Origin of the sequence: Anaerolentibacter hominis (genome assembly GCF_032380675.1) — a bacterium.
Classification (GTDB): domain Bacteria; phylum Bacillota; class Clostridia; order Lachnospirales; family Lachnospiraceae; genus Anaerolentibacter; species Anaerolentibacter hominis.
In genome coordinates, this window is record NZ_JAWDIX010000003.1 from 1 (window position 1) to 17,900 (window position 17,900).

The window sequence follows — 17,900 nt, forward strand, 5'->3', positions numbered from 1 at the left end:
CTTCTCCAGGTAAAATCCTTCCGGCCCGTCTATTATCTTTACTCCCGTCACGCTCAGTTTTACCGGCAGGGCGGAATCATTGATGATCTTTGCCTCGGACGGGCTGATCGCCTGGGTCTGCCCGTCCGTCACATCCACCGTCTTATTCGTATCCAGCACAAAGGGCACCTCTGCCGGCAGGGTCACGCTTAACAGCATCGGCTCGATCGTTATCTCCAGGCTTGTCGTCCCCTCCGATGCTTTCGCTCCCGCCATACTCACAAACGCGGTCAGGATTCCCAGGCCAAACAGAGCCAGCTTTTTCCCTCTTCTTCTCATCTCTGTTCCCCTTCCTCCTTCTCTTCCAGTACCCTTAGGGTGATTCCCACCGTCAGTTTCCCTGCGTTTGTATTGTCTTCCTCAAACAGGTCGATCTGCGCTGTGACCGGCCATTCTCCGGCCTTATACTTCTTCTTCAGCTTTACCTTTTCTACCTGCTCCCCAGGTTTCAGTATCCCTGTGTTCCCTACCAGGTTTCCCTCTTCATCGTACAGGCTTACCCTTGCCTGATAGGCATTTCCCTCCGGATTTTCATACTCCAGGCTGCATTCCTTCTCTCCCTCCCGGATCGTGGGGACCTGGTTTAAGATAATCCGGAAGTTTTCTTTTCCCCTGCTCTCTTCTTTTATGCTTCCCTTTACCGCATCCGTCTCTTTTCTCATGTCAAGACTGGCCTGCAGGCTTTTCGGAAGCTTTATTAAGCCCAGGAGGATTCCCGCTCCCAGTATCAGGAGCAGGCCTCCCAGGATTCCGGCGGCAAGAAGGTGCTTCTTCGTTCTGCTCAACCTTCTTCCCCCTTACTCCGCCGGCGGGGTCTCTGTTCCCGCCGACGCATCTTTTACTGCCAGATTCCCCGGTACTATGTCGTATTCCGGTATCTTCGTCTCATACTTTAACTGATAGTTGAAGGTTCTCTGGGTTCCTGTATAGTAGGGGCTGTATTCCAGGAAGTACTTAAACTTCTGGATTCTTCCCGCTCCCAGGCCCAGTACCGGTTGCTCTGCTCCCTCTGCAGGATTATAATAGATCCCTTTCTCGACGCTTTCTCCCTCGTCCTCCTCCGTGTAGGCAAGGCCCAGCTTCACTCCCTGGGTAATCAGTTCCTCTCCCGGACGGATCGGTATGCTCGGATCGACTAGGCCAAGTGTGCCTTCTTCGCCCGGCACGCTCCCCGGTACTACAGACGCCAGCGTCACAGCCAGTGGATACGCCGTATCATTTTTTATCTCCCACTCGTCCGTATAGGACTTACTCCGGATACCCGGCTGCAGGCTGATCTGCGTCGGGGTGGGTACGGTGATATCTAACTTTTTGCTCGTTATTCCCGGTATGGTCACGTTGATGGCCACCGACCGGTCATCCGGCACCTCCAGGATAATTCGGAAATACTGGTCTTCCGCACAGTTGTAGGCCGCTGCATTGTAGAGCTTGATGCCCGTCACACCGGTGATCGGCGTGGTAACGGCCTGGGACAGGTCAACCTCTGTGCCTGAGGACGTCTCCAGGGCAAAGCCCAGCTTTGCGTTGGCGTTTACGGTACCGTAGGTGCTGTAGTTGGCGGTGATGGCGGCTGGATCGGCGAGGGCATAGGGCTCCCCATTTTTAAATTCCCCATCCGTTGACAGGATGCTGCTTTCCGTCATCTCTTTTCCTTCGGTATTGTTCAAAAGCACCTTACTCCAGACCGGCTCTTCTCCTGCGGCAGCAGAATCTACAATGGGCAGCGTTACATTGAATTCATCCATTGATTTCATTGAGAGTATTACGTTCAAGTTAAATTCTTTCGTGATTCCTCCACAGGCTGCCGTTAATTTAACCCGACCTTTTTTTCCCTTAAATACCGATTCACCGGAGTCATTTAAGAACACAATCTCAGGGTCAGAACTGGACCAGCTGACCGGTACTCCTTCTGCTCCTGACAGAGGTACTGTAAATTCATTGGTGATTCCGTTTAACGCATCGTAGCGTCCATTTGTCCCTTCTTCCTTATAGGGCCATACCGTGACAGAGCTGAGTACGGCCTCCGGCCGATCGCCAAAGTATTTTGGTCTCGGATAAAATCCTGGTTCAAGTATCCATTCGCTGCCACCGACACCTGGAAAGCCTGTACCGTCTGTCATCTGATCCGTTTTCATTCCCTTTACAAAAACTGAATTTTCAGCCAGATTTGATTTACCACACCAGCTGATGTTGCTGCCTGTTTTTAAGGAATCGTATGTACATGACGCGAAGTGCCTTTGCAGCATTTCTCCATTATTACTAAAGACTGGAGAAATACTGCCGACAAAACTGCCCCTTATTCCATTTTCAGAGGATACCTGACCGGTTAAAAAACAATTGCTAAAATAATATGTGTTAATATCCCAATACCCAATGCTCCCTACAAAGCCGCCGGCAGTAGCTTCGACTGTGTCAATATTTCCAGATGCATAACTACTTCTTATGGTTCCTCCCGAATCACTGACATATCCGATGAATCCACCTGCACTGCCCTTTGTGACCTTAAGATTACTCATTGCAAAACAACTGTCTATTTCCGAATAGGAACCCGATTTTCCTATAAGACCGCCCGCAGTACCGTTGTAAACCTCAATGTTACACGCCGCGCTGCAATTTTTCATATTTGTTCTATTAAGCGAACCGACCAGACCGCCGTAAAAATACCCTTCCCCAACTAAGGACGTAATCGTCCCTCTGGAGGAGCAGCCTTCCATCCGGACTCCCAGTTTATAGGAAGAGTTTGTCAAACCAATCAGACCGCCGACAGCTCCATATCCTTCCAGATGAACATCTGCAGAGGAATTGACGATAGCTATTTCATAATCTCCTCCGCTTACCTCGCCAATCAATCCCCCGGTACCTAGTTTTTCTCCTCGCCGGCTGGTAACAACTGATCCTGAAGCATGGCAGTTTTCTATCGAGATATTCTCATTTTTGCCCAGAAGTTTGTTGGCAAGCAGGCCCTTACTGAACTCGTCGTCCGAATGAATCGTTCCCTCCACTGTGATATCTTTAATGTTGCCCGATACCAGTTCAAAAAGAGGGTGTTTTAATCCGGTTATTTTTTGATTATTTCCATCCAGAGTTCCTCGGAACCCCATCACATCCAGAGAACCTGCCGAACCACTCAGAGAAGAAAAATCGCATTTATTTTCCGGGAATTCCAGCCGATAATTTCCACTTGTTGTAGAATAATCAGCTCCGTATCCAAGATAAGTTTCCCATTCTTCCAGGTTATGGATCACGGTAACCTCATCTGTTCCCAAAAATTTAAGATAAAAGACTTTTTCCAGATTATCGCCGATTGAGTATTTTATGCTGACCTCCTTCGCCGTTTTTGGTGATATTGTTCCCGCGTTCTGATCCCAGTTAACTCCGTCTTCCGGCGTTACCGTCCACGCGCCCGGCAGTAACGGATCATAATGCAGTTCGCTCCGGACATTCTGCCCTGAACTATCGGATTTCAGAAATACAGGTACTGCGGATATCTCTGATAATTGTTTCAGATAATCATCCGTACTTTCAGCAAAAACAGTAAGCTGAGGATATAGATCAGCATCCTTTGACAAGGTCCAGCTGCTATTATCTGCAAAGCCCGGCAAGGTAACGGAACCGGTAAGATTTTCCGTTGCTATACTATTGCCTGATGAGTTCCCCGAATAACCTACCCCGGCAAGTCTGCCATCAGAATAAAAGCTGCTTACAGCATTGCCAATGCCTGTAAAGCCTCCTACCTGTCCATTTTTTGGTACCAAAATCATGCTGGCAGAATAACAATTGCTTCCTCCTGAACCAGACATAACTCCGGCAAAACCTCCTGCATACACGCCTCCGTAGGAACTCATAATTGTTGCAGACGCATAACATTGATTAAACGTGGAGTTGCTGCCTGCATCGCCAACAAAACCGCCTACTCTTGCCCCTCCTACCATCTTTCCAACCGCAAAACAGTTTGTGAACGTACTGTTCGTTGTATTACCTGTGATACCGCCAACATAGCTATTTGCACTCGCTATGCCCCAGCCTGTTACATTAACCATAGCGGTACATTCGGATACCGTGCTTTGGTCTGACCAGCCAACTAAACCGCCAACAATATAATAATACTCTTTGCACTCTACCGCGCCCTTAACGTGGCAGTTCGTTACCGTCGTCCCGGCAATTTTTCTTGTAAGCATTCCCGGACCCGACACCGCACCTTCCAGCTTAAGATTGGAAATACTTCCATTCACAATCTCACGATCTCCAAACAGAGGTATCTTTAGTCCGTAGATTCTCTGATTATTTCCATCCAGGCTGCCATAGAACGTAGAGAGTTCTGTCATCTTAAGCTGGCTGAAATCACAGGAACCATCTGGAAACGCAAGCTTATAATTATGTGCCAGCGTCTGAGGTGTTGCCTGCGCTCCCAGGTAATTTTCCCAATCCTGAAGCGATGTTATCGTTGTCGTTTTGTTTTGATGAAGTTGGAACGCAAATGGCTTTTTACTCTCTCCCTCTGTGTAATAAACAGAAACAACTTCAGCTCTCTTTTCCTTTTCCGGCTTTATCGCTGCTGTTCCGCTGCCGAATTCGAAGAACTCTTTTTCATCTGTCCACGTTCCGGTCAAACCCGAATCAAAAGTAAAGGGACCGCTGAAATCATTTCCTTTCATATCATTTGTAAGATACACAGCTATTGAAGATATGCGTGATGCTAATGCGTCTTTTGCATTGCCACTATTGTGAAATATCTCTAGTTCCGGGTAGGCGCCCGCCTGATGGGTCCAGCCCTGATCGGCTGTAAATCCATCCAGCACACCGGTTGTCATTTCCTGTGTAGTTTTCCCATAGCCGGATGTATCCTCGGCATTTGCAGAGCCTACCGCCTGCGTCAACCCGGAGAGGGTACTGTCGAACGTACTGTTTTGTATAAAGGTACTCGTCGCCGCACTGTTTGATCTTCCAATCAGGCCCCCAGCCTGCCGATCCTCCGGCGGACATCCCAACTGCTCGGCAAGTCCTGCAAAGTAACAGTTCGTTAACGACAATTCTCCAACCGTTGAACCAATCAGACCCCCACAGTCTCCTTCACCTGTTTTGAATAGACATAATACATAGCCTACGGCATAGCTATTCCTCATTTTAAGTCCCTTTGCATAGCCAACCAGGCCGCCCGTACCACTCGTTCCCGAGGTCACGCAGCTACCATTGCTAAAACAATTTTCTATCTCAACATTTGTAGCAACGCCTACAATCCCCCCAGCATAAAAATCAGACTTAATTTCTGCTTCAGAATAACAGTTGCTAATTACAGTATCGGTACCGACACCGGCTATTCCGCCTGCATTCCGCCCCTGTTGTATCGTTCCTGAAAAGCTGCAGCCTGTGATCGTACCGCTATTTTTGATAGAACCAGCTATTCCGCCTGCGCTATATCCATCAATGATCCCTTCTGTCCGTGAGTCCCTGATAACACATGCTTCACCGGAACCGATAATTCCACCCGCAGTATAGTTTCTATCATTGGACAAGTTTACGCTGCTGCTGCAGTTCTCAATTGTTACATACTGCCCCGTTCCGATCATTCCGCCATGCAGTGCATAGCCCGAAATTACAACGTCCGTACTGCAGTTCTGAACCAAATGAAGTATGCCGTTCTGGCCTTCCATCGTTCCGACCAGACCGCCAATGTTGCCCATTCCCGAAGACGAAGTGGAGGTTGTGGTTGTCTTAAGTTCTCCTCTTCCATGACAATCTATGATTTCTGTTCTGGCGCCCTTTACTACTTTAGCTGCCAGTAGACCTAAATCGATCCTCTGAGCTGTCTCAATCGTCCCCTGCAGGGTTAAAGATGAGATAAATGCTCCCTTCATCTCCTTAAACAAAGGCTTGTCAAGGCCGGTTATGGTCTGATTATTACCATACAATTTACCGGTGAAGGGTTTGCCGCTTATACTTCCTGCGCTGTCCTGAAGATCAGAGAAATCACAGGTTCCATTCTCAAATTCCAGTTTATATATGTTGCTCAGATCATCTGGCGTCGCATTTTTGCCCAGATATGTTTCCCATTCAGCCAGGTTATGTATAGTCACGGCAGCGCTGTCCGTTCTGATATAAACAGAAAATCTTCTTTCGTATCCGTCCCGCTCACATAGAATAACTGCTTTTCCGCTCTTTAAAATGGATGCGGTACCATTTTGAAATGCTACAGCATCGTCCGGCTGTGAACTCCAGGAGCCATTAAAGCTGGAATAATTCTTAATTTCCCGCATGGCATTAACCGTGTCATCTTCCGCCAGCTGCAAAGCCGCTACAGACACCCGGGAAGCATCCCGGATCTCCTTGCTCAAGTGATTCTTCATAAAATAAAGCTGAGGATAGGTCCCGGTCTCCTGCGACCATATATTACTGTCATTAAATCCCGGCAGGGAACCTGCTGTCAGTTCCTCTGTTGTCCTGCCATATTCATAGAAATAATCATAGGTAGGCTTTGCACCGGTCATCTGGCTGTCGTAGTAACTGTTTTCTATCCAGACAGCATTCTCCACACCAATCAGGCTGCCAATATAACTCTTCCCTGCTATCGTATCCGATGCATAGCAGTTCTTAAGTTCCAATGTATCTGCATATCCCACCAGGCCTCCAATAACATCTCCATCGTTAATAACTCCGCAGGCATAGCTATTTGCAGCTTTTAATACATCGCTTTGCCCTGCAAGGCCTCCGGCATAATTGTTATATCGGCCGGATTCATCATGCTCCGCATAAATATTGGCAAATGAAGAATCTATACACAATGTCTTGGAAAATCCAACCAGCCCTCCCAGATAATAGCCCTTTCCCTGTATTTCAATCGTTGCAGAACATTGATTCAAATAAATCGCATCAGAGGATGCTTTTCCCACCAGTCCCCCTAAGTAGTAATTTTTATTTTCTTCCGTTCTGATCCGCCCCATAGCATGACAATTTTCCAGAAATGTATCATAAGCATCTCCGGCGTCCGCTGCCAACAGGCCATAGTTATTCCTTACCGGAACAACATCTCCCTCCACGATCAGGTTGCTGATTTTTGCGCCGCACAAATCGGAAAACAAGGTTCTGCTTAAATTGAAGATCTTACTGTTATTTCCATCCAGCACACCCATAAAAGCGTTGAATTGCAAATAACTATTACTTTTTACCGGAGACAGGCCTCCGAAGTCGGCTTCCCCTCCCGGAAAATCCAGAATGTAGACTCCCTTTAATGTCTCCCCGGTGGCATCTTTACCCAGATAGGTTTCCCAATCCGCAAGGCTGGTTATCCTGATCGGATCTCCAATGATATTGACTCCAAATTCTTTTTTATAACCATCTGATGAAATCTTGATGACCGCTTCCTGTTGCTGCCCGGCTGCTCCTGCACCAATTTTTATCTTGTTGCCCTGAACCTCCAGAATACCTCCAGGGCTAGTTTCAATGGTCCCCATATCCGTAAACCAGGTAATATCTGAGGTGACTGCAAAAGGACTTTCTGCCTCCGCCAAAATAATAGGAATGGCGGATACCGCAGACGCGGTACTCAGCCCAGTATCCGCATTTTGAGCAAAAAATTTCAGCTGCGGATAACGATTCTCCACCGATAGCCAGGCATCCAGATCTTTCAAGGGGACATTTGGCCCGAGACATTCTGTTGTTTTCAGTCCGACAACATAATTATCGATCTGGCTGGGTACAATATTGCTGGTATTCACCGGTACGGCATCCAGCATACCCGAAAGCTGCCTGTCAAAATAGCAATTGGAAAGAGCGCATCCCGTGCTCTTTAAATTTCCTATAAATGCACCTGTTTTAGACGTCTTTGTACTGGTAATCTGAACCGCACTAAAGCTATTTGAAATTGATCCGCCCCAGAGACAGCCTGTAAATCCTCCGACAAACGGTTGTCCGTTATTCGTTATCCTGCCTGTTGCATAACAGTTATCTACTGTCGTATTTTTTAGAAATCCAGCAAAACCGCCCACATTCGTTTGCTTATGTTTCACCGTACCGGATGCAAAGCAGTTCGAAATATCCGTATAGGTCGCATAGCCGATCAAATTTCCAACATAAGCAGAAGCCGTTATATCGGTCATGGATGAACAGTTTTCGATCCGGTGCCTTACTGTTGCATTTCCTCTTATATCTCCAATCAAACCGCCGATATACATATCTTCAGGCTGAAAAATTCTGCCGGAGCTATGGCAGTTTTCTATCAGGGTAGCAGCACTGCTGCCGATAGTTCCAGCCAGCAGTCCAGTATAATAACCATCTTCCACTTCTATATCGCCTTCTACAACAATGTTCTTTATCACAGCTCCTTCCACTTTTTGTAATAAGGGTTTTTTCAGCCCGGTAATTTTCTGATTTCTGCCATCCAGGACGCCGGTAAAGGCATTTTTATAACCGGCACTCTGAGTCAAACCGGAAAAGTCGCAGCCGCCATCCGCAAAATCCAGATAATATTCTTTATCAAGGAACTTCGCGTCGGCCCCTTCACCCAGATAGTTCTCCCAGTCGTTCAAGCTGCGAATGGCAATGGCCGAAGAAAAAACATCCAGTTTGAATTGTTTTGTCTGATTGGCTCCAGGCATATGAGCTGTCAGAGTAAATCCGCCCCCGTTAAGAAACGACACCTCATGACCGCTGATTGTCATATTAATCGGATCACTGACAGTCCAGGTCAATGCGTTATCTCCTGCCGATTGTAAAAGTGATACACTGCTTTGAGTCACATTATTTAACGTATCATATTGTGTCTCATCCTCAGGGTTCACGTATAGCACTAAAGGAACCGCCGCCAGTTTGCAGTCTGCATTTCCTGTTAGATTTGTAAGCTGCGGATACAGGCCTTCTGTCTGTGTCCATAGGCTGTTTCCATTGATACCGGTCAATGACGTTACTCCAATCAGATCTTTCGTCAATGCACCTGTTATACCGGAAATGTTTGCGTTTTCTCCGATTCCATTTTCAACTCCCGACATTTGCCTGTCATAATAGCAGTTTGTAAATGTTACTGACCTATATTTTCCGGCCAGTCCGCCGCATGCCGCAGCTCTTTTAACGGCAGCTGTACATACTATATTGGAACAGCTCATTATGTCTACATAACCGCCAAGTCCGCCCGCATATTCTATTCCCTGTACATTGCCGGACACAAAGCAGTTCATAATCGTTTTGCCATACCAATATCCAGTAAATCCACCTGTATAAGTTTCTCCCTGCACACTGCTGTCTATGACAAGTTTATCTCCGGTTGAATTAAGTCCGTAACCGACCATTCCTCCTGTAAAATTCTTTCCAGAAACTATGCTTGCGCTGTAACATTCTTCAATTGTTGATTTCTCAGAATAGCCAATCAGCCCGCCGGTATAGTAAACACCCTGAACTTTTCCTAACGCCTCACAGCGAATAATTGAATCATTATTACTTTTGCCGATCAGCCCGCCGGTATAAGAAGCCGCGGAAACAGACAGAGGAGTCGTTACTTCAACATCAGTCTTACAGCCATCAAATACCGCCGTATCGCTGTAACCCACCATTCCCCCTGTATAAGATTCTTCCCGTGAATTATGTATACTGCCTGATACATGACAATTTTCAATTTGGCTCTTATTCGTACTCAGGACAATCTGGTTTGCCAATAAACCGGTCCGTTCTTTGCTGGTGTTTATGCTGCCTTTTATGTTCAGATTCTTAATGGCCGCGCCGGACAGAACATCGAACAGAGGAACGGTAAGATTATAGATCTGCTGTCCATTTCCATCTAACACACCTGTAAAAGAACATTCCAGTTTCTCACCTGCACTGTCCAGTATCGTCGAAAAGTCAAAATCACCGGACACATCCAGCTGATAAGTTCCGCCAAGTGAAGCCTTGTTTGCACCTGCGCCCAGATAATAATTCCAATCTTCCGGATTTCGTATCACACGTGACTGACCGATACTTTCCAGAATGAAAGTCTTGGTATAGCCCCCTTGTGTATAATTTAATAATGTAGTGCCGTTATAATTTGGTGTTAATGTCCTGGCATCCGTGTTCAGCACCATAATATCTGACGGAAGCAGACTCCATCCGCTTATATCTCCATAAGACAGCCTTATAGATCCGGTCACACCAGTCGCATCCGCAGAACTGTCTTCAAAGAATATAGCAGTGGCGGAAAGCTGAGAAAGCGCAGCCGTGGCGCTGTTATTGTGAAACACATTCAATTCTGGATAATAACCGGCTGTTCTCGTCCATACCTCAGAGTTAGTTGTTATCCCCGGTATCGCAGCTGTCCCTGTCATCTCTGTTGTTGTCAGAGGGGTAATACCTATAATATCAGCGTAGAGGCCACTTGATTTTGCGTCATAATAACAGTTTTGCAGCGTATAGTTAGAAACACCAGCTGCGAATCCTGCATAAGAGTTTTCACTCTTTGCCCTTCCGCTGGCATAACAATTTTCTATCGCAGCAGTAGAATTGGTAGATCCTGCAAAGCCACCGGCACGCATACCTTCCACAGGGCCCGCTGCATAACAGTTAGAAATCTTACCGCTTTCAGCGTAACCAATAAATCCCCCTGCTCTATCATCTATACACTTTACCGGTCCGATTGAAAAGCACTGATCTATCGTGCTGCTGACTCCCATTCCAATCAGGCCTGCAGCATAATGACTTCCTACAACATTTCCTGTCGCAAAACAGGTATTCATTAATATATAGTCTGCCCTTCCAATCAATCCACCGGCCGCATACGATGCCGTACGGCCTTTGTTTACATCCGCAGTTGAAGAACAGTCGGTAATTTCTGTAATCCGTTCCGAATTTCCTGTCACTTTGCCAATCAACCCGCCGATATAGGTACCTCCATAAATACTGCCGGAGGTATGACAGTTGGCAATATGAGAAGCCTTCTCTCCCTTTATCTCACAGACTAACATCCCCTGAGGTTCTGCCTTTTTCGTCTCAATATTTCCCTGTACGGTCAGGTTTTGAATCGTTACACCTTCCGCAATGCCAAACAGAGGAACATTAAGATTTACGATAGTCTGACCATTTCCGTCCAAAGTACCCTTAAAAGACATGAAGGTATTCCCGGTACTTGCAGATAAATCAGAAAAATCGTAGACCTCTCCCTTCCGGTCTGCCAAACGGTAGTTTGCTGTCATCGATTCCGGCGTTGCATCCCGGCCAAGGTTTTGTTCCCATGCTTCAAGAGAATCGATGACTATCACTTTTCCCTCGCCTGCACTTAAGACAAAGGACTTTGCGTATGCGCCGCTTTGGCAGATTAAGGTCAGATTTCCGCCGCTCAGCTCATTTAGTTCAACGCTGCCCCCATTAATGTTGAGAACCCCCTTGGGGGTTACAGACCAAGTCCCCGCATCCGGATCTATCGTAAAGTTCTGGCTTAGCTGCTCATAAGTATCGCCTTCCCCCAGCAAGATAGCTGTAGATGCCAGTCGTGCCGCTGAAACGTCTGGAATTGTTAGAATTGGATACTTCATGGTCTCAAACGTCCAGTCACCGGATTCCCCTATTCCTGGCAGCGATTTTGCTGCATCGCCCGTTAGTTCCGCTGTTTTCTTCCCAATAATTCCTGTAAATTCACCTGCATCGGCCTCGTTTCCTACCTTAACGGTACCCGCCGCCTGCGTATCATAGTAACAGTTCTGATAGCAAGAGGAATCTCCATCGCTTTCGAATGTGGCCTGCCCGGTTATAGCCCCCGTATTCGTAACTCCATTCACTCTCCCGGCAGACAAACAGTTCAATATATTATTATAGCGTTTACTTCTAATATGGGTCCGACCGCTTATTCCTCCAACGGAATCAACCCCATCCACGGTTCCCCCAAAGTAACAGTTACTCATACTGGCAATTTTCAGATTCCCGATTAAACCGCCTACATTTGTATTCCCGCGTACCACTGCCATAGAAAGACATTTCTCGACTTTCCCATCCAGGGTATTTACATTTCCTAACAGATTGCCTGCAATTCCTCCAACGTTATCCGTTCCTTTAATATTTCCTGCTATGTAGCAATTCTTAATCACTATTCTGGGACCGCTATAGTTGTAAGATCCAGAACTGACAGATCCAACCAGACCTCCGACACCAGAACTCCCCTCTATATCCACAGCGGAAGAACAGTCTATTAACTGAACCCTGCCGGATACGGAACCTACCAATCCTCCCGTACTTGAACTTGTTGAGTTTTCTCCATTCGTCACACTTCCTTTTGCGTGACAGTTCTTAATTAGGTTTGTACGGTTTGACGTGCTTGCAGCTTCTGTCAGGCTTGCAGCAAGTAATGCGGTGCTGGTATACTTTCCTTCTATCTTTCCTTCTATTGTCAGGTCATAGACCTCCATCAGACGTCCCTTCTGAAACAGAGGTTTATTTAATCCTGTAATCGTCTGGTTATTTCCATATAACGTGCCGGTAAAATAACTATCCAAAGAAGCCGCACTGACCTTTAAGGCGCTAAAATCACATGTTCCATCCGCAAATTCCAGTTTATATGCCTTAGCTAAGTCAGCTTCTGTTGCTTCATTGCCTAAATATTTCTCCCAGTCCTCCAGAGAAGTTATCAGGATAGGAGTTAAGGTTTTCATCTTATAGAATTTGGTATATCCCTGCCAATTATATGTCAGCGTTACCGTGCCCATCGCCCCATCTGTTTTAACAGCAAATCCGTCGGGAGTTTTGTCAAATTTGGCAGATGGATCAATGGACCAGCTGCCCGGTGCATTTTTGTCTATTTTTATTTCTTTTGATACCTTATTAGCGGCATCTCCGTCTGCTAAAAAGATAGGAGTAGATACAGCAGCTACCCAATTTCTAATCGTTTCTTCTTCTGAATCAGCAAAATGAGTCAGGTGGGGATATTTCCCCTGTTCCCATTTCCATACAGAACCTTCTTCAAGCCCGGATAGAGGAGTTCCCTGAAGCATTTCTTCATTTGAAATACCCATTCCATTTTCGTTGAGGATTCCGGCTAATTCTTTGTTGTAGTAACAATTTGTGAACGTTACGTTACCATTGAGTGATTCATAAAATCCATTGTCATTATTATCCAATGAATCCAGCGTTCCACTAAAAACGTAATTTTTAATGGCAAGCCCATTTATTGTACGAATTGTGGCAGAAATTCCTCCTGCATCGTTTAATACTTCTGAGGAAACCGCACAGGTACTGACACAATTTTCAATTACACCATCAGCGCCATCAATAAACCCAACAAGACCTCCCACTTGAGATCTGCCCTGAACCAAGCCATTAACAGAACAATTGCTTATTTCTATCTCACAAAATTCTTTTCCACCTTTATTTATCTCACCGATCAGGCCCCCTATTTTATTTCCGATCGAATCCGAATACGATTTCACATTAATACCTACGGCAATACAGTCCTTTACAGACCCTTCGCTAAAAATGCCGGCAATCCCTCCGGTATACTGATCTATATTTTGAAATGTAATATTCTCTGCAGTACAGTTTTCTATTTTAACCTGCTTTCCATAACCGAGGATTCCACCATTGTAACGAGCACCATTTATTGTGATATCTGAACTAACGCAATCGGTTATAACACAATTATTTTCTGCCCATCCGACAATTCCTCCGCCGCCGCTTTTTGTATATAACGATCCTGTGGAAGTACAATTTCTGATTTCTGCATTGTCAATTATTCCGACGACTTTTCCATTATAAGATCCATTTGAATTTATGTACCCATAAGCAGAACAATCCGTGATTGCTCCATAGCTCAGAGATCCGCAAATCTCCCCCAGATACCATACCTGGGAACCAGAGGCCGGGACAGCATTACTTAAACTTCCTGAATTATTGCATGACACAACATTCACATAAAATCCCCGTCCTATTATTCCCCCTGTATACCAATATCCCTTTACCGATGCCGCAGAATAACAGTTAAGAATCGAAATCATATTATCTGAAGTTCCAGTTATCTGCCCTGCAAGTCCCCCAGTCCTTACCCCGGTATTTTTTCCCGTATAGGTGACCGAACCATAAATTTTAACATTACTGATCGTTACTTTCTTTTGTTTACTCTCTATATTTCTGGCTAACAACCCTAAACTCTCAGTTCCGCTTTCCGATATATTACCCCTCAAACTAATATCTTCAACAACAACGTCCTCCATATATCCAAACAACGGTGCACTCATGTCGGTTATAGAGTGTCCGTTTCCCTTTACTGTCCCGGTAAATGGATATCCGCTCTCCGTGGCAGCAGAAGTTTTGACTGTGCTGAAGTTCAAATCGGCCATAATCTCGATATCCTGATTTAACATGGTTGTAGAGGAAATGTCCGTAAAATAGTATTTCCAGTCATCCACACTATAGATTTTTATACTATTTTCTTCCTCTTTCACAATTGTCTTTTGCGCAGTGGCAATAACAAATGTTTTCTCCTCCATCCCCAGCACAGCACGCAATACTCCACTATAAACAATCCCTTCTTCGGGCGCACTTGTCCCCTCTTCTTCTGCGCTGCTTTTTAAAACTGCCTTTCCCTCTTCTGTCAGGCTGATATCCCCGCTTGCACTCCATTCAACCGCTTCTCCCTCGATCTCCCGGACTAATTCGATCTCTCCTTCTACTCCCTCTATCGTTCCGCTTCCCAGCTGCAGCGCAATCGCGCTCGCCTTCGATTTCTTCTGTATTTCTATCTTCTCGTTTAACGCAAAATATGGCAGCTGCGGATACGCTCCCTCCGTATAGTGCCACTCTCCGGATAGGCTGTCCTGGATTCCCGTCAGCTCTTCCGTTCCCTTCCTCTGCGCCTCCTTATCCTCCCCGCAGCTCATCCGGTAGTCATACGCACATTCCTTTGCACTTGCTCTCTCTCCGTATCTTCCGGCAAAGGCTCCTCTTTCTTCTCCTGCCCCTAACGTATTCGATACATAGCAGACTCCGATTCCCCCTTCATTGATTCCCGCAAAACCGCCCAGTACAGCCGCTCCTTCCACACTTCCCGTCGCATAGCTGTTCTCGATCCGGCCTCCTTCTTTTAACACGCCAATAAAACCGCCGGCTGACGCCGCGGTCTCATTTCCCTTCTTCGTGATCTTCACGAACGCATAGCAGTTCTGGATCAGGCTCTCTCCCTCACTCACTCCGATCAGGCCGCCCGCATAGACCTCTTCTGCCGTCGTTCTTATGTATTCATCCCCTGCCGTATCCTCCGGCTGGGTGATATCTTCCTTCTGATCCGGCGCCGGATCAACCGGTGCTTCCGGCTCCGTCGGTACCTCCGGGTCGGTTGGGGTTCCTGTCCCTTCTCCCTCCGCAGGCTCTCCCGGCTGGGGTACTGCTCCGGTATCTCCGGTATCCGGCGTTGTAGGTGTGGTATCCGGTACATTGGTCCCCTCCCCGGTTCCAGTCGTATCTTCCTCCGGACTTACGATATCCGCTTCCGCTGCCATCGCCTTCACCGGCCCAAATAACTTCGCAACCGGGTCCACAACTGGTTCCGGCTCACCCACTGCCGGTTCCTCCGGTTTATCAGCTTCTCCAGTCCCTTCCGGCTTACTTAACTCTTCCCTGTTGCTTCCCTGCTCCGGTTGATTTCCCTCCGGCTCCGGCTTACTCAGTTCTTCCTTATTCGTTATTCCTTCTTCCTTTTTATTCGTTCCTTCTCCGTTACTCCCGGTCTCCGGATTTGCCGAATCTGTTGCCTCTGGCTCTTGTGGTATGTTCGGCTCTTCCTTCTTTATACCCTCCCCGTTCCCTTCCGTCTCTGGTTTACCCGATTCTTCCTTATTCCCTTTTCCTTCTTCATTAATATCTGTTCCTTCTTCATTGCCCTTCCTTACCCTCACTTCTCTCTCGGCTCTATCCCCTATCTCGATCTCTCCTACCGCTCCTACATTCCGTATCTCCGCTCCCTCTATATGCGCCGCTAACAGTCCATACCCTTCTATGTATCCCTCTCCCGCTCCGTACAGCTCTCCTTCTCTTATCGTCCCTTCTACTACCAGGTTCTCTATCTTTGCTCCCTGCCCTACTTTCCCGAACAGCGGCCTGCTCAATCCTTTTATCTCATGGCCTGCTCCGTCTAACTCTCCCACGAACGGCTCCACGTTATCCCCTATCGTGATCTCTTTTCCTGTCAGGTCCAGATCTGCCGTCAGGACATACTTCCCCCCTGGTTCATACTCTTCACTCTCTATGCTTAAGTATCTCTCCAGCTCTCCGATACTTCCGATTTCTCTTCCACTCTCCCGCAGCGCCAGAACATGCCCCACCCCGCTGATTAACAGTACGCTGGCTGCTATCATAACCACGACTCCTGCCACCCAGCTCCATCTTCGGTCTGCTCTCTTCCGGATTCTTATCTCTCTCATCTGTCCCTCACCTTTTCCATCTTCGTTTCCGTCTTTGTCCTGTTTTCAGGCTGCCCTTCCTGCCCCGTCAAACTCTCCTATGTTATTAATTCTTTTTCTTATCTACTATCTCTTATCTTTCTGAGCACCAGGATTACTTTCCCTTTCACCTGTTCCAGCCGGATGTTCCCCATCTCCTTATTCCGGCTGTCCATCGAATACTCTCTGTTATCCCCCAGCACAAAGATTTCCCCTTCTCCCACTTCATATGGGTATTCAATACTGCTCTCGCTCTTCTCTTTTCTTATCGCATACAGTTCCTCCTGGGTGATTTCATTCCGTCTCACCCGCCCGCTTCCCTCTTCTATTTCCACGATATCTCCGGGCAGCCCCGCTATTCTCTTTAGCAGCTCCCCTTCATCGGTCTCTATCACTACTACATCTCCTATCCGGATCTTTTCCCTGGTACGGCGGTACACGATCATATCTCCCGCCTGATAGGATGGATACATGGATTCTCCCCATACCATCCGCATCCCGATTACTTCCCGGAACAGCACGATCAACAAGACAACCATACACGTCGCTGCTGCCGCCCCCAGAATTTGATTTCTTCTGTGTCTCCTCCACAGGTCTCTTCGCTCTTCTTCTACCAGCTTTTTCAGTCTCTCTACCGATACACTTGTTATCCGGTTTTCTCTCATCTTACCTGTCTTTCCTTCTCCTCTATCTCACTCAACAGCCTCTCGTATGCTTCTGCGCTTCGGTTCAGTTCCTCCCGGCTTCTCCTTACCAGTCTCTTCAGTTCCTCTCTCTCTTCCTCCGCCTGCCGTTTGATCCGCCCTGCCTCTTCTCTTCCTTCTCTCCGGATTTCTTCCGCTTCCCTCCTGGCTTCTTCAAATACCTCTCCAAGAAGCCTTCCGCTCCGGCTCTCGAACTCTTCCAGCCTCATTCCCCGGCCTACAGATACAGGCATTTCCCTTCCTGTCCTTCGCTCCGCTTCCCTCTCCCGGTATCCGGACAGCTCTGCTTCCAGTTCATTCTTTCTCTCCCTCAGCATCTCCGCTTCTTTCTTTAGCTCCCTCGTTTCCCCGTACAGGCTTTCATTCCTCTTCATCTGTTCCAGGAACATCTCATAGATCTTCTCCGCGCTTTCTTTTCCTTCCTTATATAATAGAAGCACTTCCTCTTTCTTCCTCAGTTCTCTCTCATGCTCCTTTTTCTCTTCCTCCATCTGTTCCAGAAGGTCGTACAGAAAGTCCATCACTTCTTCTTTCCGGTAGCCCATCAGTCCCGTCCGGAATGTGATCCTCGCCAGTTCCTTTTTCTCCATACCTTCTCTCCCTTCTTTCCCAGACAACAGCCTAAGACAACCATCTGCCCCTCTCCTTGGCCGATGCCTGTCTCAACGTTCTATTTATTCCAGTTTCCAATCGATTTATAATAAAAAGCATTAACAAATGGAGCTTTTTCACCTGATTTTCGGTACATTTGCGTAAAGTATCTTACTTTACGACAACTTTT

General features: G+C 47.0%; 5 protein-coding genes. All 5 read right to left on the reverse strand.

Features of this window, described 5'->3' with window-relative positions; translation table 11 throughout:
• Positions 1 to 318: hypothetical protein (locus tag ABCW47_RS11465; protein ID WP_343210070.1), on the reverse strand; the 318-nt coding region annotated here is incomplete at its 3' end.
• A complete protein-coding gene (locus tag ABCW47_RS11470; RefSeq protein WP_343210071.1) occupies positions 315 to 824 on the reverse strand; it encodes a hypothetical protein in 510 nt (169 codons plus the stop codon). The genes ABCW47_RS11465 and ABCW47_RS11470, both read right to left, overlap by 4 nt.
• 12 nt (positions 825 to 836) lie before the next feature.
• The gene (locus ABCW47_RS11475; RefSeq protein ID WP_343210072.1) at positions 837 to 16,397 is read right to left on the reverse strand and encodes a ZmpA/ZmpB/ZmpC family metallo-endopeptidase-related protein; all 15,561 of its coding nucleotides are present in this window, start codon (positions 16,395 to 16,397) and stop codon (positions 837 to 839) included.
• A gap of 98 nt (positions 16,398 to 16,495) precedes the next feature.
• Complete coding sequence (gene lepB, locus ABCW47_RS11480; protein ID WP_343210073.1) at positions 16,496 to 17,080, reverse strand: signal peptidase I; 585 nt, start codon at positions 17,078 to 17,080, stop codon at positions 16,496 to 16,498.
• Positions 17,077 to 17,709, reverse strand: a complete 633-nt coding sequence (locus ABCW47_RS11485; protein WP_343210074.1) for a hypothetical protein — start codon at positions 17,707 to 17,709, stop codon at positions 17,077 to 17,079. Before ABCW47_RS11485 ends, lepB begins: the two co-directional genes overlap by 4 nt.
• Between the last annotated feature and the right edge of the window lie 191 nt (positions 17,710 to 17,900).